22 protein-coding genes and 1 CRISPR repeat array are annotated in these 21110 nt (G+C 68.8%); of the genes, 20 read left to right on the forward strand and 2 right to left on the reverse strand.

Features of this window, described 5'->3' with window-relative positions; translation table 11 throughout:
* Positions 1-7: 7 nt before the first annotated feature.
* The 8 genes from cas7e to QM809_RS18150 all read left to right on the forward strand — a co-directional run bounded on the left by cas7e (position 8) and on the right by QM809_RS18150 (position 7172).
* Positions 8-1120 (forward strand): type I-E CRISPR-associated protein Cas7/Cse4/CasC, encoded by a 1113-nt coding sequence (cas7e, locus tag QM809_RS18115; RefSeq protein WP_415047249.1) that lies wholly within the window; start codon positions 8-10, stop codon positions 1118-1120.
* On the forward strand, positions 1120-1824 hold the full coding sequence (cas5e, locus tag QM809_RS18120) for a type I-E CRISPR-associated protein Cas5/CasD (RefSeq protein ID WP_415047250.1): 705 nt from the start codon (positions 1120-1122) through the stop codon (positions 1822-1824). Before cas7e ends, cas5e begins: the two co-directional genes overlap by 1 nt.
* Before the next feature lie 6 nt (positions 1825-1830).
* A complete protein-coding gene (gene cas6e, locus QM809_RS18125; RefSeq protein WP_415047251.1) occupies positions 1831-2508 on the forward strand; it encodes a type I-E CRISPR-associated protein Cas6/Cse3/CasE in 678 nt (225 codons plus the stop codon).
* Positions 2508-3488: a type I-E CRISPR-associated endonuclease Cas1e gene (gene cas1e / locus QM809_RS18130; RefSeq protein ID WP_415047252.1), complete on the forward strand. Its 981-nt coding sequence runs from the start codon at positions 2508-2510 to the stop codon at positions 3486-3488. The genes cas6e and cas1e overlap by 1 nt, the downstream gene beginning before the upstream one ends.
* Complete coding sequence (cas2e, locus tag QM809_RS18135; RefSeq protein WP_415047253.1) at positions 3482-3826, forward strand: type I-E CRISPR-associated endoribonuclease Cas2e; 345 nt, start codon at positions 3482-3484, stop codon at positions 3824-3826. Before cas1e ends, cas2e begins: the two co-directional genes overlap by 7 nt.
* Positions 3827-3925: 99 nt before the next feature.
* A CRISPR array of direct repeats spans positions 3926-5346; the repeat unit is 29 nt; unit sequence GTGTTCCCCGCGCGAGCGGGGATGTTCCC.
* A 156-nt stretch (positions 5347-5502) separates the two neighbouring features.
* The gene (locus QM809_RS18140) at positions 5503-5655 is read left to right on the forward strand and encodes a hypothetical protein (RefSeq protein WP_415047254.1); all 153 of its coding nucleotides are present in this window, start codon (positions 5503-5505) and stop codon (positions 5653-5655) included.
* Positions 5652-5879 carry a helix-turn-helix transcriptional regulator gene (locus QM809_RS18145; RefSeq protein ID WP_415047255.1) on the forward strand — a complete coding sequence of 76 codons (228 nt, stop codon included), beginning with the start codon at positions 5652-5654 and terminating at the stop codon, positions 5877-5879. The genes QM809_RS18140 and QM809_RS18145 overlap by 4 nt, the downstream gene beginning before the upstream one ends.
* A gap of 402 nt (positions 5880-6281) precedes the next feature.
* Positions 6282-7172 carry a DUF1524 domain-containing protein gene (locus QM809_RS18150; RefSeq protein ID WP_415047256.1) on the forward strand — a complete coding sequence of 297 codons (891 nt, stop codon included), beginning with the start codon at positions 6282-6284 and terminating at the stop codon, positions 7170-7172.
* A gap of 18 nt (positions 7173-7190) precedes the next feature.
* Here the strand turns inward: QM809_RS18150 and QM809_RS18155 are convergent, their stop codons facing one another.
* The gene (locus QM809_RS18155) at positions 7191-7892 is read right to left on the reverse strand and encodes a TetR/AcrR family transcriptional regulator (protein WP_415047257.1); all 702 of its coding nucleotides are present in this window, start codon (positions 7890-7892) and stop codon (positions 7191-7193) included.
* A gap of 230 nt (positions 7893-8122) precedes the next feature.
* Between QM809_RS18155 and QM809_RS18160 the strand changes: the two genes are divergently transcribed.
* The 12 genes from QM809_RS18160 to epsC all read left to right on the forward strand — a co-directional run bounded on the left by QM809_RS18160 (position 8123) and on the right by epsC (position 19155).
* Positions 8123-8710 carry an MptD family putative ECF transporter S component gene (locus QM809_RS18160; protein ID WP_415047258.1) on the forward strand — a complete coding sequence of 196 codons (588 nt, stop codon included), beginning with the start codon at positions 8123-8125 and terminating at the stop codon, positions 8708-8710.
* Positions 8707-9480 (forward strand): energy-coupling factor transporter transmembrane component T, encoded by a 774-nt coding sequence (locus tag QM809_RS18165; protein WP_415047259.1) that lies wholly within the window; start codon positions 8707-8709, stop codon positions 9478-9480. The genes QM809_RS18160 and QM809_RS18165 overlap by 4 nt, the downstream gene beginning before the upstream one ends.
* 13 nt (positions 9481-9493) lie before the next feature.
* Complete coding sequence (locus QM809_RS18170; RefSeq protein WP_415047260.1) at positions 9494-10951, forward strand: ABC transporter ATP-binding protein; 1458 nt, start codon at positions 9494-9496, stop codon at positions 10949-10951.
* Between the two features lie 47 nt (positions 10952-10998).
* A complete protein-coding gene (locus QM809_RS18175; protein WP_415047261.1) occupies positions 10999-12735 on the forward strand; it encodes an ABC transporter ATP-binding protein in 1737 nt (578 codons plus the stop codon).
* Entirely contained in the window at positions 12732-14468 is a 1737-nt protein-coding gene (locus QM809_RS18180) for an ABC transporter ATP-binding protein (protein ID WP_415047262.1), read from the forward strand. The genes QM809_RS18175 and QM809_RS18180 overlap by 4 nt, the downstream gene beginning before the upstream one ends.
* Positions 14469-14583: 115 nt before the next feature.
* Positions 14584-15006 carry a hypothetical protein gene (locus QM809_RS18185; protein ID WP_415047263.1) on the forward strand — a complete coding sequence of 141 codons (423 nt, stop codon included), beginning with the start codon at positions 14584-14586 and terminating at the stop codon, positions 15004-15006.
* Between the two features lie 72 nt (positions 15007-15078).
* Positions 15079-15714, forward strand: coding sequence for a biotin transporter BioY (locus QM809_RS18190; RefSeq protein ID WP_415047264.1), 636 nt, complete (start codon positions 15079-15081; stop codon positions 15712-15714).
* On the forward strand, positions 15711-16391 hold the full coding sequence (locus QM809_RS18195) for an energy-coupling factor ABC transporter ATP-binding protein (protein ID WP_415047265.1): 681 nt from the start codon (positions 15711-15713) through the stop codon (positions 16389-16391). Before QM809_RS18190 ends, QM809_RS18195 begins: the two co-directional genes overlap by 4 nt.
* Before the next feature lie 78 nt (positions 16392-16469).
* A complete protein-coding gene (locus QM809_RS18200; protein ID WP_415047266.1) occupies positions 16470-16916 on the forward strand; it encodes a VOC family protein in 447 nt (148 codons plus the stop codon).
* A complete protein-coding gene (locus QM809_RS18205; RefSeq protein ID WP_415047267.1) occupies positions 16913-17515 on the forward strand; it encodes an energy-coupling factor transporter transmembrane component T family protein in 603 nt (200 codons plus the stop codon). Before QM809_RS18200 ends, QM809_RS18205 begins: the two co-directional genes overlap by 4 nt.
* 44 nt (positions 17516-17559) lie before the next feature.
* Positions 17560-18498 carry a cysteine synthase A gene (gene cysK, locus QM809_RS18210; protein WP_415047268.1) on the forward strand — a complete coding sequence of 313 codons (939 nt, stop codon included), beginning with the start codon at positions 17560-17562 and terminating at the stop codon, positions 18496-18498.
* A 60-nt stretch (positions 18499-18558) separates the two neighbouring features.
* Positions 18559-19155 (forward strand): serine O-acetyltransferase EpsC, encoded by a 597-nt coding sequence (gene epsC / locus QM809_RS18215; RefSeq protein ID WP_415047269.1) that lies wholly within the window; start codon positions 18559-18561, stop codon positions 19153-19155.
* Positions 19156-19249: 94 nt separating this feature from the next.
* On the opposite strand, the gene QM809_RS18220 is transcribed toward epsC, so the two are convergent.
* Positions 19250-21073, reverse strand: a complete 1824-nt coding sequence (locus QM809_RS18220; protein WP_415047270.1) for a GMC oxidoreductase — start codon at positions 21071-21073, stop codon at positions 19250-19252.
* Between the last annotated feature and the right edge of the window lie 37 nt (positions 21074-21110).

Raw genomic sequence — 21110 nt, forward strand, 5'->3', positions numbered from 1 at the left:
GTACCTCATGTCCCTCTTCATCGACCTCCACGCCATTCAGTCCGTCCCGCCGTCGAACATCAACCGCGACGAGGACGGCAGCCCCAAGAGCACCACGTTCGGCGGCACCCGGCGTGCTCGCGTGTCGAGCCAGGCATGGAAACGGGCCATGCGCAACGACTTCGCCGATCACCTCGACGACTCCGAACTCGGTGTCCGGACGCTCCGTATGGTCGACCAGATCGCCGCGCGTATCACCACTCTCGATGCCGCGATCGACGGCGATGCCGCTCAGCAACGTGCCACCGAGGTGCTCACCGCGACCGGAATCAAGGTCGAGAAGGTGAAGCCGCGTAAGAACGACGAGAACCAGGACGAGTACTCGAAGACCGGCGCCCTGCTGTTCCTCAGCAACCCGCAGATCGACGCGCTCGCCGAGTTGGCGGTCACCACCGTCGGCAAGATCGACAGGAAGGCGGCGAAGGCCGTCCTGTCCAAGGGAAATTCGATCGATCTCGCCCTGTTCGGCCGGATGATCGCCGACGCGCCCGACCACAACGTCGACGCCGCGGCACAGGTGGCGCACGCGCTCGGCACACACGCCGTCGTACCCGAGTTCGACTACTTCACCGCGGTCGACGACAAGCAGTCCGACGACAACGCCGGCGCCGGGATGATCGGGACCGTAGAATTCAACACCGCCACGCTTTACCGTTACGCCACGGTGAACGTGTCCGTACTAGAAAAGAATCTCGGTGATCCCGAGGCCGTCGCACGCGGCGTCGAGGCGTTCGTCCGGGCGTTCATCACGTCGATGCCGACCGGCAAACGCAACACGTTCGCGAACAAGACCCTTCCGTCGTTCGTGCTCGTCACTGTACGCACGGACCAGCCGATCAACTTCGCCGGGGCGTTCGAGGAGGCCGTCGATCCGAAGCAGGGGCTGACCACCGTGTCGATCAAGGAACTGCTCGGTGAAGCGACCCGCACGTACACGGCGTTCGATGCCGCACCGGCCGCGTCGTACGCGGTCACCTCCCGGGCCGTCGACGGCCTCGACGAAGTCGCCGCCACGCTGTCTCTCAGGGATCTGGTGACCACGCTCGGCGACGAGACCCGCGCCCGGCTCGGGGCAAGCTGATGACGACGCTCCTGCTGAATCTCGCGGCGCCGCAACAGGCGTGGGGGGATTCGAGCCGCTTCACCCAGCGCCAGACACGACCCGAACCCACCAAGAGCGGCATCGTGGGACTGCTCGCGGCCGCTCTGGGCCGTCGCCGCACCGATCCGATCGAGGACCTCGCCGGACTCACCTTCGGAGTCCGGACGGACCAGGCGGGGACGCTGGAACGGGATTTTCAGACCGAGATCGACTGGCGGACCGGGAAATCGCGGGCACTGACACACCGCTACTACCTCGCCGACGCCAAGTTCGTCGCCGCCGTCGGCGGCGACGAGGATCTGCTCCACGGCCTCGTCGAGGCACTGATCAATCCCACGTTCCCGCTGTTCCTCGGCCGGCGGGCCTTTCCTCCCGCGGGTCCTCTCCGCGGAACGCTCGTCGACGACGATGTGCCGTCTGCGCTGAAGAATGCTCCGTGGACTGCGAGCCCACGGCATCGTCGTGCCCAGGCCGGTCACGTGAGTCTGCCGATCGTCCGAGACGCCGGCCCTGAAGACGACCGGATCGCCGAGTCGATCCGAGATCATCCGGTCAGTTTCGATCCGGATGCCCGCCGATACGAATGGCGGGACGTGGTGCACGACATCGTGCGGATCGACAACCCCGATTCGCAATGTCCGGCGTCCCGGCCCGACTGGCTCGCCGCACTGGGAGGTAGCTGAATGTACATGTCCAGAATCGCTCTGAATCGGCGACGGCGCGGGGCGATGAAGCTGCTCGGCAACCGTCACGCGATGCACGCCGCGGTCATGTCGGCGTTTCCTCCCGGAACGACGACGGAGAGCGCCGAAGGTCGCGTGCTGTGGAGAATCGACCGGCACGGCAGGGATGACATCGAGCTCCTCGTCGTCAGTCCAGCGGAACCGTGTCTCGCACACATCAACGACCAGGCCGGCTGGTCGACCGGATCCGCCTGGGCGACCAGGGACTACGACACTTTTCTCCAGTCGATCTCCGCGGGTCACGAGTACGTCTTCCGGCTCACCGCCAACCCGACGCACCGCGTGTCGATCCCCACCGACGACGGGGTGCGCAAGCGGATCGTCGGCCACGTGACCGACGGGCACCAGCGTCGCTGGTTCCTCGACCGTGCGGAGACGAACGGCTTCAGCGTCGTGGAGAGTTCGTCGAGTTCCGAGGACGAATCACGGTCGGAGCTGATCCTCACCGACCGTGACACAGCGGTGTTCAACCGTTCAGGTCGGCGGGTGACCCTGCAGACCGCGTCGTTCGAGGGCCGCCTGAACGTCGAAGACCCGGACCTTCTCCGCCACGCGTTGACCCACGGAATCGGACGTGCCAAAGGGTACGGCTGTGGTCTGCTGACACTGCTGCCGGTGGACTGATGGCCGAGATCCCCGGAGTCCGTCCGGCGCGTCCCAGCGAGCTGGTCCGTGTTCAAGACCGGCTCTCGTTCATCTACGTCGAGCGGGCGACGATCGGACGTGACGACAGCGCGATCACCGCCACCGACGACTCCGGTGTCATCCATATTCCAGCGGCCTCACTCGGAGCGCTTCTGCTCGGACCGGGGACTCGTGTCACCCACCAGGCGATGTTGTTGATGGCGGACAGCGGTTCGACCGCGGTCTGGGTCGGCGAACGCGGTGTTCGGTATTACGCACACGGTCGGCCGCTCGGCCGCACATCCCGTCTGCTCGACGCACAGGCACGCGCGGTGTCGAACACCCGGGAACGCATCGCCGTCGCGCGCGCCATGTACGAGATGCGGTTTCCGGGTGAAGACGTGTCCGAGTGCTCGATGCAGCAACTCCGAGGACGCGAGGGCGCACGCGTGCGCGGCCTCTATCGAACGCATTCGACCCGCACCGGCGTCGAATGGAATCGGCGGGATTACGACCCGGCGGACTTCGCCGCCTCCGACATCATCAACCAGGCACTGTCCGCCGCACACACCTGTCTCTACGGTGTGGTCCATTCCGTCGTCGTCGCACTCGGATGCAGCCCCGGACTCGGTTTCGTCCACACCGGCCACGATCGATCGTTCGTGTACGACATCGCAGATCTCTATAAAGCCGAGATCACGATCCCCGTCGCCTTCGATGTCGCCGAGATGATGGCACGTGAGGAGATTCCCGACGACGACGTCGGCGGAATCACCCGCCGCGCGGTCCGGGATGCCGTGAAGTCCGGTGCGACCTTGACGCGCTGTGTTCGCGACATCCACCGCCTCCTTCTCCCCGAGGAGAAGGGCAGCGACACACAAGCGGACTACGCGGATGTGATCGAACTGTGGGATGACCGCCACGACAACGTCGTGGGTGGGACCAATTTCGCACCCGAAGACGAGGACCCGTCATGGTAGTAGTCGTGCTCACGAGTTGTCCCGCGAAGCTTCGCGGACACCTGACCCGATGGCTGTTGGAGATCAGCGCCGGCGTGTATGTCGGCCATGTACCAGCACGTGTTCGCGACCTTCTCTGGATCCAGGTCGTCGAGTACGTGCAGGACGGCAAAGCGATCATGGTCCATACCGCCGCGGGCGAACAACGGCTGACGTTCCGCACTCACCGACATGAGTGGGAGCCGGTGGACCTCGACGGCATCACCCTCATGCGGAGACCTACCGACAACGCGGTCACTCGTGGTCGGGTACGGAAAGGCTGGAGCACCGCGGCTCAGCGTCGCCGCCGTAGGTCATGAACGACTCACGAACGTAGTTACGTGGTATCAAGGCAGGTACCACTCACAGAAGTCATTCTAATTTCATCTCATGTGAAGTATTCTTCCTGTTCAGGAAGAGTGTTCCCCGCGCGAGCGGGGATGTTCCCAAATCTGACAGTACACCGGTGTCGGTTTTTGCGTGTTCCCCGCGCGAGCGGGGATGTTCCCTACGCCGCCCTGTCCCGGTGGGCGCACCAACGGTGTTCCCCGCGCGAGCGGGGATGTTCCCGAAGCCGGCTACGCCCCGAATCCGCAGCTGCTGTGTTCCCCGCGCGAGCGGGGATGTTCCCCCCTCCGGGGAAGCTGGTTCTCGCAGCTTCCGTGTTCCCCGCGCGAGCGGGGATGTTCCGGACGGGCGGCGAATCGTCTGCTGCCTGGAGGCGTGTTCCCCGCGCGAGCGGGGATGTTCCCACGAAGTCGCCCTGCGGAGTCTCCCGCTTCCGGTGTTCCCCGCGCGAGCGGGGATGTTCCGTAGCAGACGAGCATGGGTGCGGCACCGAGGTCGTGTTCCCCGCGCGAGCGGGGATGTTCCGTCGTCTATGGCCGTGTCGGGCTTTTCTTCTAGGTGTTCCCCGCGCGAGCGGGGATGTTCCGAACCGCACCATGATCGGCGGTGTCCTCGCTGTGTGTTCCCCGCGCGAGCGGGGATGTTCCCTCGCGGTTCACTTCCATCCCCGACAGCGTCCGGTGTTCCCCGCGCGAGCGGGGATGTTCCCGTCAGCACCACCCGATCCCCGTCGGCGGCGGTGTGTTCCCCGCGCGAGCGGGGATGTTCCCTTCACCGTCACCCTGCTCGTCCCGGGCGAACTGTGTTCCCCGCGCGAGCGGGGATGTTCCCGGATCGTCACCACCGGCGGCGGACGCAGCGCGGTGTTCCCCGCGCGAGCGGGGATGTTCCCAGGTTGGCGATCGGTCCGAGGATCGCGCCGAGGTGTTCCCCGCGCGAGCGGGGATGTTCCCCAGGTGGTTTTCGTCGCGATCAGCACGATGACGTGTTCCCCGCGCGAGCGGGGATGTTCCTGCCTCGCTCCCGGCGTCGCGGAGGCGGAGGCCGTGTTCCCCGCGCGAGCGGGGATGTTCCCAGGACGACCTCGAAGCCGTCGTAGATCGACACGTGTTCCCCGCGCGAGCGGGGATGTTCCCGCAGTACAGCTACGTCTTCCTCTGCGACGAGTGTGTTCCCCGCGCGAGCGGGGATGTTCCCCACGCCTGGTGGAACAGGCCACCGCCGGATGGGTGTTCCCCGCGCGAGCGGGGATGTTCCCCTGTCGGCGGGGACGATCACGATCGCTGAGACGTGTTCCCCGCGCGAGCGGGGATGTTCCCATCGTCGGCGCGCTGCGCTACTACGTCGGCCGGTGTTCCCCGCGCGAGCGGGGATGTTCCCATGGACACGGCGCTGGAGGTGCGAGCGCTGGAGTGTTCCCCGCGCAAGCGGGGATGTGTTGGCCGATCCAGGCGTGGCCGTGTGTGTTCCCCGCGCGAGCGGGGATGTTCCTGTTGGATCGCGGTGCGACACAAGCCGCCACTGCCACCGGGGATTTACTGTCGGCACCGGAAGCGGTGACCAGGTAAGACCGGAGTTCGGCCTTCGCGCTATGAGGGCCGAACTCCGGCACTGTCAGACTTACCCACCACTCACCAAGGAGAAATAGATGAACAAGTCCACCGCGATCTCAGTCGGGGCGACCGTCAGCACTGCGGGCGTGCTCGCACTGGTCGGCGCTTCCTGGCCCGCCTGGACGGCCTGGGGCGGAATCGTCGCCTACCAGGTCGTCACTCACCTGCGAGCCCGCCGCGCAGCATGACCAGCATCTACTTGTCTGCGGCAGAGGTCGCCGAGCGGATCGGAGTCGTCCGCTCGGCGATCTCGCGGTACAAGATGCCCGAGCCGGACGCGCTGATCGGACAGACGCGCGGCTGGTTGCCGGAGACCATCGACGAATGGAACGCGAACAGGCCCGGGCGCGGCGCGCGCACCGATCTTCGCGGCCCCATCGACACCATGCCCACCCGAAAGGAGAGATCATGATCGTCGAAGTCACCGAACGCCCGTTCCCCAGCGGTCCGCGCGGCGCGCTTCTGGTTCCTCCGGCACAGGACCGACGACGGCCGCCCCCACAGCGGTGGGCAGCAGTGTGTCCGCGGGCTCTCCACGCGAGCGGCGACGTTCCTGCGGGCTCCTGTCAGAGGTTCACCACCGGTGGCATGTTCCGCGCTCGCGGGGACGACCGACTCACCTCGACTTCCTGATCCGGGGTCCGAGGCTTCCCCCGAGAAGACAAAGCCCGTCCACGCCGCTTCCACCGGAACGACCCCTCCCCGTGGATTGGACACACCGCGCGTCCCGACGGAAGAGTGAGGACCCGACGCGTACCCGCCCCCGGTCACGCGTCGTTCGTCTGTCCCCTCCCCCAGGAGCAATTCGATCCCCATGCGAATCCGCACTCTCACCGTCGCGGTCGCCGTCACCGTCGGGCTGATCAGCGCGCCGTTGTCGGCCACGACCCCGACCGCCGACGCCGCACCGACGCAGAGGAACACCCTCGCCCTCTTGGCCGGCCTGGACGTGAAGGGCCGTGCCCCGATGACCGGTTACTCGCGCGACCGGTTCGGGCACGGTTGGTCCGACGACGTCGACGTGCAGTTCGGCCACAACGGCTGCGACACCCGCAACGACATCCTCAAGCGCGACCTGTCCGGGGTGAAGTTCAAGCCGGGCACCCGCGACTGCGTCGTCGCCTCCGGCACGCTGAAGGATCCGTACACCGGTGCGACGATCCGGTTCACGCGCGGAAACAGCACGTCGACCGCGGTGCAGATCGATCACGTCGTCGCGCTGGCCGACGCCTGGCAGAAGGGCGCGCAGCGGCTCTCCCCGCAGCAGCGTCGTGCGCTCGCCAACGATCCGCGCAATCTGCTGGCCGTCGACGGTCCCACCAACGGACGGAAGGGCGCAGGCGATGCCGCGACGTGGCTCCCGCCGCGCAAGGCCTACCGCTGCACGTACGTCGCCAAGCAGGTTCAGGTGAAGGCCGCGTACCGCCTGTGGGTGACGCGGGCCGAACGCGATGCGATCAAGCGGACCCTGGAGGACTGCGGCGGCGGTCGACCGACCGAACGCGGCGACGGCGGGCAGGCGCAGCAGCGGAGTCCGCAGCGCGCCGTCCCGCAGCAGCGGCAGCAGCGCCCGCAGTCCGCCCCGCGAGCGACCTACCGGAACTGTTCGGAGGCGCGGGCGGCAGGTGCGGCTCCTCTCCGCCGCGGCCAGCCCGGCTACTCCTCCAGCCTGGACCGTGACGGCGACGGCGTCGCCTGCGAATAGCCCACGACAGCGCGGACATCACGGCGGCGCGGACCGGAGGGTCCGCGCCGCCGACCGCTCCACCCCGTCGAGGATCACCTCGAGTTTCCGGGTCATCCACTCCAGCGGGTCCGCCCCGTACGCCTCGGCCATCGCCTCCCTGATCGCCCGGCGCTCGTCGTCGGTGGCCGCACGATCGGCCGGCTCCTCGACCCGATTCGGATACTCGCCTCCGTGCTCCCGCAGGTGTTCGCCGCCCGCATTCGGGTCCCGCGTGACCAGCTGTTCGACGTTGGCCCGACTGTCGGTGACCATGTCGAACACGATGTCGCAGGCCAGGATGGCGTCACCGGCGGTGAAGCCCTGCCGGATCAGCACCGCGCACAGATCGTCGATCAGCGGCATGGCGCCGAGCGGGATCACCCCGCGCGCCACCTCCGCGGCGGAGCCGGGGTGCGCCTCCCACAGCGTCCACATCGCCCGCGCGTAGCGGCGCATCACCGTCCGCCACGGACCTGCCGTCGACGGCCAGGGCGCCTGTTCCAGTACGTGGCTCAGCCCGATCCGGACGAGTTCGTCGCGATCGGCCGCATACCGGTACAGCGTGGTCTGTCCGACACCGAGCCGCTGCCGGACCGCTGCGACGGTCAGGTCGGCGAAACCGACGTCGAGCACGGCGTGCACGATGGCCTCGCGCGTCAGCACACGGGGCCGCCCCATCCGGGAACTCACGGCAGGCATGCCTCTCGTCGAAGGATTCCGCGGACCGTCGTATCCGATCCCCCACCGAAACTACCGCACCCCGGCGAGTGTCGCGGACGTCACCCGCCACCCCTTCTCACCTGGCTGGACGCTTCTCACACACTTTCGGTAGCCTACTCCCGAAAGTAGGTGAGGACGCCCTCACCGAACATCCCCGCACCGACGCGACACCAGCACCGGAACCGGTACGACGAAGAGAAGAGACGCGGATGGACGAGAACAGCAGACTCGACGGCAAGGACCTGATCGACGTCGGCGTCTACACGGCGATCACCCTCGGCACGGTGTTCCTCCTCGGGCTCCTCAACGCGTTTCCGCCGCTGTACCCGGTGCTGTTCGTGCTGTGGCCGCTGGCCTGCGCGATCCCGATGATGCTCTACTACACCAAGATCACGAAGTTCGGCATGCTCACGATCTCCGGGGTGCTGATCGGCGCGTTCTTCTTCCTCATCGGCTACACCTGGGTGGCCCTGGTCAGCTACACGATCGCGGGTCTGGTCGCCGACGTCGTGCTCCGTCTCGGCGGGTACCGGCGTTTCGCCGCGCAAGCGCTCAGCTACGCGGTGTTCTGCCTCGGCCTGATCGGCGGACCCGCGCTGCTGTGGTTCGCGGGACCGTCGTACTGGGCGGGCATCGAGGAGTCGATGGGCGCCGACTACGCCGAGTCGCTGCGCGGCTTCATGCCTCCGTGGATGTTCTACGTCGCCCTGCCGTGCCTGTTCTTCTTCGGCCTCGCCGGCGCGTTCCTCGGTCGCCGCATGCTGCGCAAACACTTCGAACGGGCCGGCATCGCTTGAGCCCCACCACGCCTCCCGTCCCGACGCCGCCCGTCCCGACACCGCCGCCCCCGGCCCGGCTTCCGGAACGACGCCGGACCGGACTCACCCTCGATCCGCGCACCACACTCCTGCTGATGGGCTTCGTCGCCGTCGCCGAACTGCTGCGCGGCTCCGACTGGTTCGTCGCCGCGGTGGCCGCGATCCCCGTCGTCCTGCTCGCCCAGAACCGGCAGCACCGACTCGCGCTCTGGTACCTGGTGCTGTTCACGCTCGCCGTGCTGGTCAAACGCCATCAGGCCGACCTCTCGATCCCGATGGCGCTGAACATGATCGCCGTCCTGCTCACCGGGTTCGTCCTGAAACTCGCGCCCGCCTTCGCGATGGCCGCCTACTTCCTCGCCACCACCACAGCCTCCGAATTCGTCGCCGCGCTGGGCCGGATCGGGGTGGGCCGCGCGATCACCGTCCCCATCTCGGTGATCTTCCGTCTCCTCCCCACCATGCGCGAGGAGTTCGGTTCCATCGACGACGCCATGCGGATGCGCGGGATCGGGCTCGGCACCCGGAAGTTCTGGCGGAACCCGGCGGCACTCGTGGAGTACCGCTTCATCCCGCTCGTCATCTCGCTGGCCAAGATCGGGAACGAACTGTCGGCCGCGGCGCTCACCCGCGGCCTGGACCGGCCCGGCCCACACACGAGCATCGCCCGGATCGGGATCACGCCCGTCGACGTGATCGTCGTCGTCGCGGCCGCGACCCTGCTCACCACCACTTTTCTCCTGACCTGAACGGAGCTCGGAGATGATCGAATTCCGCGACGTCGGCTTCACCTACGGCGGGAGCACCGAACCCGTCCTGCGGAACGTCTCACTGCGCATCCGCGACGGCGAGACAGTGGTGCTGTGCGGCGAATCCGGCTGCGGCAAGAGCACGCTCACCCGCCTCGTCAACGGCCTGATCCCGCACTTCCACGACGGTGAGCTCACCGGTGAGGTGCTGCTCGACGGCCGGCCGATCGGCGACACGGCGCTCCACGAGCTGGCCGGGCGCGTCGGCTCGGTGTTCCAGAACCCGCGCACCCAGTTCTACAACGTCGACTCGACCGCCGAACTCGCCTTCGGCTGCGAGAACCTCGGCCTCGACCCCGCCGAGATCGAGCGCCGCATCGTCGACACCTCGACCCGCCTGCGTCTCGACGACCTGTTGAACCGGAGCCTGTTCGATCTGTCCGGCGGCGAGAAGCAGCGCATCGCCTGCGGCTCCGTCGACACCGTCCGACCCGAGATCCTGGTGCTCGACGAGCCGTCGTCGAACCTCGACCTCGGCGCGATCGAGCACCTGGCCGCCGCAGTCCGACGCTGGCGCGACGACGGCCGGACGCTGGTGATCGCCGAGCACCGCACCTTCTACCTGACCGACCTCGCCGACCGCTTCCTCTACCTGAAGAACGGCCGGATCGTCGCCGAGTACACCCCCGACCAGTTCCGCGCCCTGTCCCCGACCGAACTCGCCGAACTCGGTCTGCGCGACCCCGACCCGTGGCGCCGGCCGCCGGCCGCCGCACCGGAGCCGTCGACCGAGTCGGTCCGGATCCGCGACTTCACCCGCATCACCGACGGTCGCCGACGGCTGGCGATCGACCGACTCGACCTCCCCCGCGGCGGCGTGATCGGGGTGCTCGGCCGCAACGGCGCGGGCAAGACCACCTTCGCCCGCACGTTCTGCGCGCTCGACCGCGGGAGTCGGGGCACCGTCGAGATCGGCGGCGAGACGTACCGTCCGCGGCGGCGCCGACGCCTCGCCTACCTGGTGATGCAGGACGTGAACCATCAGTTGTTCACCGAGGACGTCCTCAGCGAGATCGTCCTGAGCATGGACGACGACGGTCCCGCCGAGCGGGAACGCGCACGGGAGATCCTGCGCGCGGTGGACCTGGCCGACGAGGCCGACCGGCATCCCCTGTCGCTGTCCGGGGGCGAGAAGCAGCGCGTCGCAGTCGGCGGCGCGCTCGCCGCCGACCGCGAGATCATGATCCTCGACGAACCGACCAGCGGCCTGGACCACCGCCGCATGGCCGAGCTCGCCGACATCCTGCGGGCGCTGAGCGCCGCGGGCACCACCGTCCTCGTCATCACCCACGACGTCGAACTGATCCTCCGGTGCACCACCCACCTCGTGTATCTCGAGGCGGGACGGGTGGTCCGATCGTCTCCCATGGACGACGACGAGGTCACGCATCTCCAGGAGTTCCTCTCATGACGACGCCCCCGAACTCCACACCTCGGAACTCCACACCACGGAACTCCATGTCCCAGAACTCCACACTCCGGATCGTCCGACCGGTCCTGGGCGGACTCGGTGCCGGAGTGGGTCTGCAGGTGATCGGCTCCCTGCTGTCGGCGCTGCCGTACCCGGCGCTCGCCGTGCTCGCCGAACGCCTGATCTCCGGTGACGGCGCGGTGACCGGACCGCTGATCGTCTTCCTCGCCGGTCTCGGCTGCAGTGTGCTCTTCGGCTCCCTCGCGATGACGGTGACCCACTTCGCCGACGTCCGACTCCAGGCCGGGCTCCGGCTGACGCTGGCCCGGAAACTGTCCCGACTCCCCCTCGGCTGGTTCGACGACCGCTCGTCCGGGCGGGTCCGCCAACTCGTCCAGAACGACGTCGACTCCCTCCACCAGCTGGTGGCGCACACCGTCGTCGAACTGGTCGCGGGAGTCCTGACGCCGCTGGTCGGCGTCGCGGTGTGCTTCGCCCTCGACTGGCGTCTGGGCCTGGTCGCCCTGCTGCCGACGATCCTCTACTTCCTGGCGTTCTCCCTGCTCGCCCGGAACGACAACGAAGAGGTGATGGACCGGATCCACGAGGGCCTGGCCGGGGTCTCCGACGCCATCGTCGAATACGTCGACGGTGTCGCGGTCCTGAAGATCTTCAGCCGCGCCGACCAGGAGATGCGCCGGTTCACCCGTCGTTCGGAACGGTTCCTCACCGAGTTCGAGGCCATGGTCGGACCGCAGATGCGTGCGCACTCGGTGGCGACCGTGTTCCTCTCCGCGGCCACCGCGGGCACCCTCGAAGCGGCCTTCGGCGTCTGGTTCGTGCACGCCGGCTGGTCGCAGCCCGCGGACCTGCTGGTGGTCACCGTGATCGCCATGCTGCTGCCGTCGACGATCCTCACCCTCGCCGTCGGAAACCAGTACCGGACACAGGCCGCCGACGCCGCGGACCGGATCTGCGCGATCCTCGACGCGCCCGAACTGCCCGTGCCGGAGACACCCGTCGCTCCGCGCGACGCCTCGTTGCGACTGCGCGCGGTGACCTTCGGCTACGACCCCGCCGAGCCGGCCGTCCGCGACGTCACCGCGACCGTGCCCGCCGGGACCGTCACCGCGCTCGTCGGCCCGTCCGGATCGGGCAAGTCCACCCTCGCCGCGTTGATCGCCCGCTTCCGCGATCCGGGCGACGGCACCGTCACGATCGGCGGCGTCGACGTCCGCGACATCGATCCCGACGTCCTGCGCACCACCGTCGGCACCGTGTTCCAGGATGCGCAGCTGCTGCACGCGTCCGTCGCCGACAACATCCGGCTCACCGCACCCGACGCCGACGACGCCCGGGTGGAGGCCGCCGCCCGCGCCGCCAACATCCACGACCGGATCACCGCGCTGCCCCGCGGCTACGCGTCGGTGATCGGCGAGGACGCCCGACTGTCCGGCGGCGAGGCGCAGCGCATCGGGATCGCTCGGGCCCTGCTCGCCGACACCCCGGTGCTGATCCTCGACGAGGCCACCTCCGCCACCGACCCCGAGTCCGAGACCGCCGTCCAGGAGAGCCTCGACCGACTCACCGCGGGCCGCACCGTGGTCGTGATCGCGCACCGGCTCACCACCGTCGTCGACGCCGACCAGATCCTGGTGCTCGACGCCGGGGCCGTCGTCGAACGCGGCACGCATCGGGAACTGCTGGAGACCGGCGGTCTCTACCGGCGGATGTGGGACGACATGGAACACGAACCGACGAACGACGAGGAGGCCGTCCGATGATCCGCGCACTGCTGGCCCTGTCCGCGGGCGCCGAGGCCCGGAGCCTGCGGCGCGTGGCGGTGCTGGCCGTCCTCGCCGGGATCACGCAGGGCATCGCGGTGCTGCTGATCGTCCCGGTGCTGACCGCCGTGTTCCGGCACGACCGACCCGGCGCGGTCCACGCCCTGATCGTGCTCGTCGCGGCGCTGCTGGTCCACGCCGGACTGATGGTCGCGGCCACCGGCGGCGGATTCGGCGCCTCGACAAGGGTGATCGCGGCCATGCACCGCGGCCTCGGGAGCCGTCTGCTGCAGTTGCCGCTGAGCTGGTTCGGTCCGGAGTCGCAGGGTCGGGCATCGCACATCGCGGTCCGCGGCACCCTCTTCGTCGCCACCGCGGCGATGGACGTCCTCGTCCCGGTGATCGTGAACGTGACCGCGCCGGCGACCATCGCCGTCGGCGCCTGCTTCCACGACTGGCGGATCGGGTCGGCGCTCCTGGCGGCCGCACCCGTCGTGTACCTCTCGTCACGACTCGCGGCCCGCTGGGAGTCGGCCGGTGAGTCGCGGGTCCGCGAGGCTCGCGCCGAGACCGATGCGCGTCTGCTCGAATTCGCTCACAACCAGGAGGTCCTCCGCTCGGCGGGACTCGCGGGCGACTACCCGCCGCTGCGCGCGGCGGTGGACCGGCAGCGGCGGACGGCCGGGAAGGCGCTGTGGCTGTCGGTCGGCGGCATGGTGCTGCAGGGCTGGGTGATCTCGACGATCCTCGGTGCCGTCACCTCCCTCGCCGTCTGGACGGTGACCGGCGGCGGCGCCGACCCGGTCACCGCCGTCACCCTGATCGGGCTGGTCACGCTGGCGGCCGGGCCGCTGCGCGTGCTCTCGTCGATGCAGTCCGCGCTGAGTCAGTCCGCGGCCGAGATCGACGACGTCCGGGCCCTCCTCGAGACACCCGCACTCCCCGAGCCGGACGCGCCCCGGCCGTTCCCGCACACCGCCGAGGTGCGCTTCGATCATGTGGGTTTCGCCTACGACTCCGACGGACCCCGGGTGCTGACCGACGTCGACCTCACCCTCCCCGACCGCTCGTACACCGCGCTCGTCGGCCCGTCCGGCTCCGGCAAGACGACGATCGTCCGCCTGCTGGCGCGGCTGTGGGACGTCTCCTCCGGCACGGTCCTGATCGGCGGCATCGACCTGCGCGAACTCGCCACGGCCGACCTCTACGCACACGTCTCGATGATCTTCCAGGACGTCTACCTGTTCGACGACACCCTGTGGGCCAACATCGCCCTCGGCCGCGAGGACGCCACCGACGACGAGATCCGCGACGCCGCCCGCCGCGCCCGCGTCACCGAGATCGCCGAGCGTCTGCCGCAGGGCTGGGACACCCGTGTCGGCGAGGGCGGGCGGCTGCTCTCCGGCGGCGAACGTCAGCGCGTGTCGATCGCGCGGGCACTCCTGCGCCGCGCGCCGCTGGTCCTGTGCGACGAACCGTCGAGCGCCCTCGATGCGAGCACCCGGCGGGCCGTCACCGCGGCCCTGGCCGAACTCTCCCGGGAGGCGACGGTGGTCGTCGTCGCCCACCAGTTGGAGACCATCCGCGGTGCGGACCGGATCCTGCTGCTGGAGCACGGTCGTATCGCGGCGTCGGGGACCCACGAAGAACTGGCCGCGACCGACGACCGTTATCGCCGATTCTGGTCGCTCCGGGAGGAAGCCGGTCGATGGAACATCTCCGCCGACCGCTGACCGGCACCGGACGCCCGCAGCACGGACCGACCCTGTCCCAGGCATGTGCCATGATCATGCGACACTGCGGGAGACCGCGGTCACACAGATCTCATCGACCCCACAGGACGAAGTCATGCGCAGCCGTTCCACGATCCGACGTCTCCTCACCTCAGCGACGATATTGGCCCTCCTGATCAGTGTGTTCGCAGGTCAATCGGCCCTTTCCTCCGGCGATGCCCATGCCGAACCCGTCGGTCCGTCCGGCCGGATCAGCGACCGAAACAGCGACGTAGAGGTGGCGCAGGCGGCCTACCGAGACCAGACGATGCGCCGGATCGCTCACCAGCGAGCACAGTCGTACGCGCACGGTCGGATGACCGCGAAACAGGCCACTCGATCACTGAACCGGCACCTGGGCCGCTACTGCGCCTCGGCTCGCCTGATCGGCTTCGCCCTCTCCGACCAGCGTTACAACAGCGCCACCGTGCAGAACTTCTATCACCGAAGCGGATGCCCGAGGGCGCCGCGCGTCACGCATCAGACGCCACGGAGCTGACGAACGCTCACCGGCGACTTCATACCCACCCCGGGGAGTCCCCTGCAGAACAGGGCACCCTAACCTGGTCCTGTGCCAGGCTTCCTCAAGTTCTCCGTCAGCGACATCACCCAGGCCGCGGTCTTCGCCGCACTGATCGTGGTGCTCGGCCTCCCCGGTGCGTTCAACCTCTCCAGCGGCGTGCCGATCACCCTCCAGTCCATGGGCGTCATGCTCGCCGGCGCCGTACTCGGGCCCCGCAAGGGCACCCTCGCGGTGGCGATCTTCATGGTGCTCGCGATCGCCGGCCTGCCGGTCCTCGCCGGCGGCCGCAGCGGTCTGGTCGCCCTGGGATCGCCGACGGCGGGCTACTTCGTCGGATACCTCCCCGGAGTCCTCGTGATCGGCCTGCTGACGGCGCTCATGATGCCGCGCTACAACCCGGGGCTCGGCATCGTGGCCAACCTGCTCGGCGGGGTGCTGGTGGTCTACGTCTTCGGCTCGATCGGTCTGCTCTTCCGCACCGACATGTCGGTGCTCGCCACCGTCACCACCAACGGCCCGTTCGTGATCGGCGACGTCCTCAAGGCGGTCGTCGCCGCGCTCGTCGCGGTCGCCGTCCACCGCGGACGCCCCGGATTGATCCACCCGTTGCGGTTCCGCCCCCGAACCGCGGGATCCGGTTCCGGTGTCCGGCCGAGCCTAGACAAGGACCGACCCACGCCATGACCTCCATCGAGTTCGACGCCGTCGGCCACTCCTTCGGCGACCGCCCGGTCCTGAAAGACGTCACCCTCGAACTCACCGAGCACCGGATCGGCATCGTCGGCGCCAACGGCAGCGGCAAGTCGACGCTGGCCCGGATGATGAACGGCCTGGTCCTCCCGGATTCGGGCACCGTCACCGTCAACGGCCTGAACGTCGCCGAGAACAAACGGAAGGTGCGTCGGCAGGTCGGCTTCATCTTCTCCGACCCGGACCGGCAGATCATCATGCCGACAGTCGTCGAGGACATCGAGCTGTCGTTGACCCGCGCGGTCTCGGACAAGCGGGAACGACGACGCCGAGCCCTCGCCACGCTCGCCGACTTCGGTCTCACCGCGCAGGCCGACCAGCCCGCGCACACCCTGTCCGGCGGCCAGAAGCAGCTCCTCGCGCTGGCGTCGATCATGGTGCTCGGTCCGTCGATCCTGGTCGCCGACGAACCCACCACGATGCTCGACCTGCGGAACGCGACCATGCTGCGCGACGTCCTCGCCGGTCTCGACGAGCAGGTCGTCGTCCTGACCCACGACCTCGACATGCTCACCGACTACGACCGCGTCCTGGTCCTCGACGACGGCGAGGTGGTCGCCGACGACGCACCCGCGCCGGCGATCGCCTTCTACCGCGCCCGGATGTCGTAACCCCGGCGCATACTGTGCCCGGGTCTCGAAGGAATCCCTCTCCGAGGCCGGAAAGACCACACAGGACAGGTGATTCCCATGGCCTTCATCCCCTACCTCTTCTTCAGCGGCGACTGCGCCGAAGCCTTCGCCCGCTACCGCGAGATCTTCGGCGGCGAACTCACCGTGATGCGCAACTCCCAGACGCCCGAGCCGATGCCCGGCGCCGGCGACTTCGTGATGCACGCGTCGCTCGTGCTCCCGGACGGGACCACCCTCCTCGGATCCGACGACCCGACCGGCGACGGCGGACCCAAGGTCGGCTTCTCGGTCTCCCACAGCGCCCCGGACGTCGACGCCGCCCGCACCGTCCACGCCGCACTCGCCGACGGCGGGCAGGTCACCATGCCGCTCGAAGAAGACCTTCTTCTCCGAGGGCTTCGGCATGTGCACCGACCGCTTCGGCGTGCCGTGGATGATCGACGTCGCCGGAGCCGCCCCGGATCCGACCGCCCCGGACCAGACGGAGGGCTGACCACCCGATGACCATGCTCGGCACCTACGTGCCCGGCGCCTCGCCGATCCACCGCCTGCCCGCCGGCGTCAAGCTGGTGGCGCTGGCGGCGGCCGTCGTCGCGATGACGCTCACGGTGACGACCCCGCTCGGCGCGGGCATCGCGCTCGCCGGCATGGTCGCGGTGTTCGCGGTCGCCGGAATCGGACCGCGCCGCGCCTGGCCGCTGCTGCGCGGACCGCTCCTCGTCGTCGCTCTCCTCTTCGCCTTCCAGGTGGTCGTCACCGATGGGCGACGCGCGATCGTGGTGTGCGCGGTGCTGCTCGCCTCGATCGGTCTCGCCGCCGTCGTCACGTTGACCACGCGCACCACCGACCTCCTCGACACCGTCGTCCGATGGCTGAAGCCGCTGGAACGTCTCGGGGTGCGAACAGATTTAATCGCCATGGCTCTAGCCTTGACAATCCGCTCGATCCCGCTCATCGCCGAGGTGTTCAGCCAGGTCGACCAGGCACGACGCGCCCGTGGTCTGAGATGGAGCCCGCGGGTACTGTTCGTCCCGGCAGTCCTCGCCGCATTGGATACCGCGGATGGCTTCGCGGAGACACTCGCGGCCCGAGGCCTGGACTAGTCTCGAATCAGACGTATACGACCACCTGAGTCAAAGGATCCACCGTGTCTTCGAATGTCTTCGACGATGTGACCACCGTCGTCGGTCGCACCCCCCTCGTCCGCCTGAACCGGATCACCGACGGCGCCGGCGCCACCGTGCTGGCCAAGCTCGAGTTCTACAACCCCGCGAACTCGGTCAAGGACCGCCTCGCGGTGGCGATCGTCAACGCCGCCGAGGCCGACGGCACCCTGCCCGCGGGCGGCACCATCGTCGAGGCGACCAGCGGCAACACCGGTATCGCCCTCGCCATGGTCGGCGCGGCCCGCGGCTACGACGTCGTGCTGGCCATGCCCGAGACCATGTCCAAGGAACGCCGCGCGCTGCTGCGCGCCTTCGGCGCCGAACTGATCCTGACCCCGGGTGCCGAGGGCATGGCCGGAGCCGTCCGCAAGGCCGAGGAGATCGCCGCCGAGCGTCCCGGCGCCGTGCTGGCCCGCCAGTTCGCCAACCCGGCGAACGCCGCCGTCCACAAGGCCACCACCGGCCCGGAGATCTGGAACGACACCGACGGTCAGGTGGCCGCCCTCGTCTCCGGCATCGGCACCGGCGGCACCGTCACCGGCGCCGGCACCTACCTCAAGGAGCAGAACCCGGACGTCAAGGTGTTCGCGGTGGAGCCCGAGGAGTCGCCGATCCTCAACGGCGGCAACCCCGGCCCGCACAAGATCCAGGGTCTGGGCGCCAACTTCGTGCCCGAGGTCCTCGACCGCGAGGTCTACGACCAGGTGATCGACGTCAACGTCGGCACCGCCATCGAGTACGCGCGCCGCGCCGCCACCGAGGAGGGCCTGCTCGTGGGCATCTCGTCCGGTGCCGCCCTGGCCGCCGCCAGCGAGGTCGCCAAGCGTCCGGAGTTCGAGGGCAAGACCGTCGTCGTGGTCCTCCCCGACTTCGGCGAGCGCTACCTGTCCACCCCGCTCTTCGAAGGACTCGTGGACTAGATGCCCGGACCCCGCGACGTCCCTCACGATGTCTGAGCCCCATGATGTCTGAACCCCGTCATGGCTGAACCGCAGAGCCCACTGATCCAGACTCTGCGCGAGGACCTGCAGGCGGCCTGCGACCGCGACCCGGCGGCCCGTTCCCGCCTGGTCGTGGCGCTGGCCTATCCCGGTGTGCACGCCCTGTGGTTCCACCGGGTGGCCCACCGCATGTGGAACAGCGGCATGCCGCTGCGGCTCCCGTCCCGGCTGCTGTCGCAGATCGCCCGGTTCATCACCGGGATCGAGATCCATCCGGGGGCGACCATCGGACGCCGCTTCTTCATCGACCACGGCATGGGCGTGGTGATCGGCGAGACCGCCGAGATCGGTGAGGACGTCCTGATGTTCCACGGCTCCACCCTCGGCGGCACCAGCATGTCCAAGGGCAAGCGCCACCCGACGGTCGGCGACCGCGTCCTGATCGGCGCCGGCGCCAAGGTGCTCGGCCCGATCACGCTCGGCGACGACGCGAAGATCGGGGCCAACGCCGTCGTCGTGCACGACGTCCCGCCCGGCTACGTGGCCGTCGGCGTCGCCGCGAAGACGCGCCCCGGTTCCGAGTTGAGCGCCGCCACGGAGTTCGACCCGTACGCCGAGCCCGCGCTGTACATCTGATCCGGCGCCCTCGACCCGGCACCGAAGAACGACGGAGGCCACCTCGCGAAGAGGTGGCCTCCGTCGTCGTCTGCGGTCGGATCGGGTTCGACGCTCAGGCGTCGACGTTCCCCGCCTCGACGGCCACGGCGTCCTCCGCCGTCGGCTCCGGCACCGCCACGACCGCCTTGGAGGCCGCTTCCCGCACGGCGGTCGAGTTGACCGGGGTGATCGACAGCCGCAGCGCGCCGGGCGCCCCCTCCGGGACCACCGGCTTGACCGGCTCGACCGGGTTCAGTCGGCGGTACGCCTCCCCCTGGGCCGGCCGCGGATCGGCCTCGCCCTTGTTCGGCCACAGCGACGCCGCCCGCTCGGCCTGCGCGCAGATCGACAGCGACGGGTTCACACCGAGGTTGGCGCTGATCGCGGCACCGTCGGTGACGTACAGCGACGGGTAGTTCCACACCCGCAGGTAGGGATCGACGACACCGGTCGACGGGTCGTCGGAGATCACGCAGCCGCCCAGGTAGTGCGCCGTCATCGGCATGTTGACGATGTCGCCCCAGGTGCCGCCCGCGATGCCGCCGGGCAGCTTCTCCGCCATCCGGCGGGTGGCGTCGTTGCCCTCGGGGATCCACGTCGGGTTGGGCTCGCCGAGTCCCTGCTTGCTGGTGATGTACTTGAACGGTCCGCGTCTGCGCACGAAGGTGGTGAGCGAGTTGTTGTTGTTCTGCATCACCAGGGCGATCACGGTCCGCTCGCTCCACTTGCGCACCATCAGCAGGCGCACCAGCAGGAACGGGTTCTTCGCGATCTCCTTCAGGAACTGACCGAAGCGGTTCAGGATGCTGCCGCCGTCGGTCAACGCGGTCTGCAGCAGTCCCATCGCGTTGCTGCCCTTGCCGTACCGCACCGGCTCGATGTGCGTGTTCGACGTCGGATGGAACGACGAGGTGATCGCGACGCCCTCCGAGTAGTTCCCGCCCGGCTCCACCTTGGCGGCCTGGGCGCCGAGGATCGCCTCGGAGTTGGTCCGGGTCAGCAGACCCACCGCGTCGGAGAGCTTCGGCAGCGTCGTCTCCTTCGCGTGGTGCAGGATCCGCTGGGTGTTGAACGTGCCGGCCGCGACGATCACCTTGTCGGCGGTGAACCGGCGTCGTCGAGCACCGAACGGCCCCCACGACGTCGACGCGTGCGTGGACACCAGCCAGGTGCCGTCGGAACGCTGTTCCAGGCGGTCGACGGTGGTGCGGTCGATGATCTCCGCCCCGTTCGCCTCGGCCATCCCGAGGTAGTTCTTCATCAGGGTATTCTTGGCGCCGACCCGGCAGCCGGTCATGCACGCACCGCACTCGGTGCACGCGGTACGACGCGGCCCGGCGCCCCCGAAGAACGGGTCGTCGACGGTCTGGCCCGGCGCGCCTTCGCCGCCGGTCTTCGCACCGAAGAAGACGCCGACCGGGGTGGGACCGAAGGTGTCCCCCTTGCCCATGTCCTCGGCGATCTGCTTCATGATCCGGTCGGAGTTGGTGAAGGTCGGGTTGGTCACCACGCCGAGCATGCGCCGCGCCTGCTCGTAGTGCGGGGTGAGCTCGTCCTCCCAGTCTGTGATGTGGTTCCACTGCGGGTCGGTGAAGAACGGGGTCGGCGGCTTGTACAGCGTGTTCGCGTAGTTCAGCGAACCGCCGCCGACGCCGGCACCGGCGAGGATCATCACGTCCTTGAGGACGTGGATGCGCTGGATGCCCATCAGCCCCAGCTTCGGAGCCCAGACGAACTTGTTCAGTCGCCAACTGGTCTTCGCGAATTGATCGTCTTCGAAGCGGCGGCCGGCCTCGATCACGCCGACCTTGTACCCCTTCTCCACCAGCCGGAGCGCGCTCACGCTGCCGCCGAAACCGGACCCGATGATGAGGACGTCGTAGTCAGTGCTCGCCATACCGGAAGATACTAATGACCATTGTCACAGTCGGATA

This window comes from Gordonia sp. (in: high G+C Gram-positive bacteria), assembly GCF_047600385.1.
Lineage (GTDB): Bacteria > Actinomycetota > Actinomycetes > Mycobacteriales > Mycobacteriaceae > Gordonia.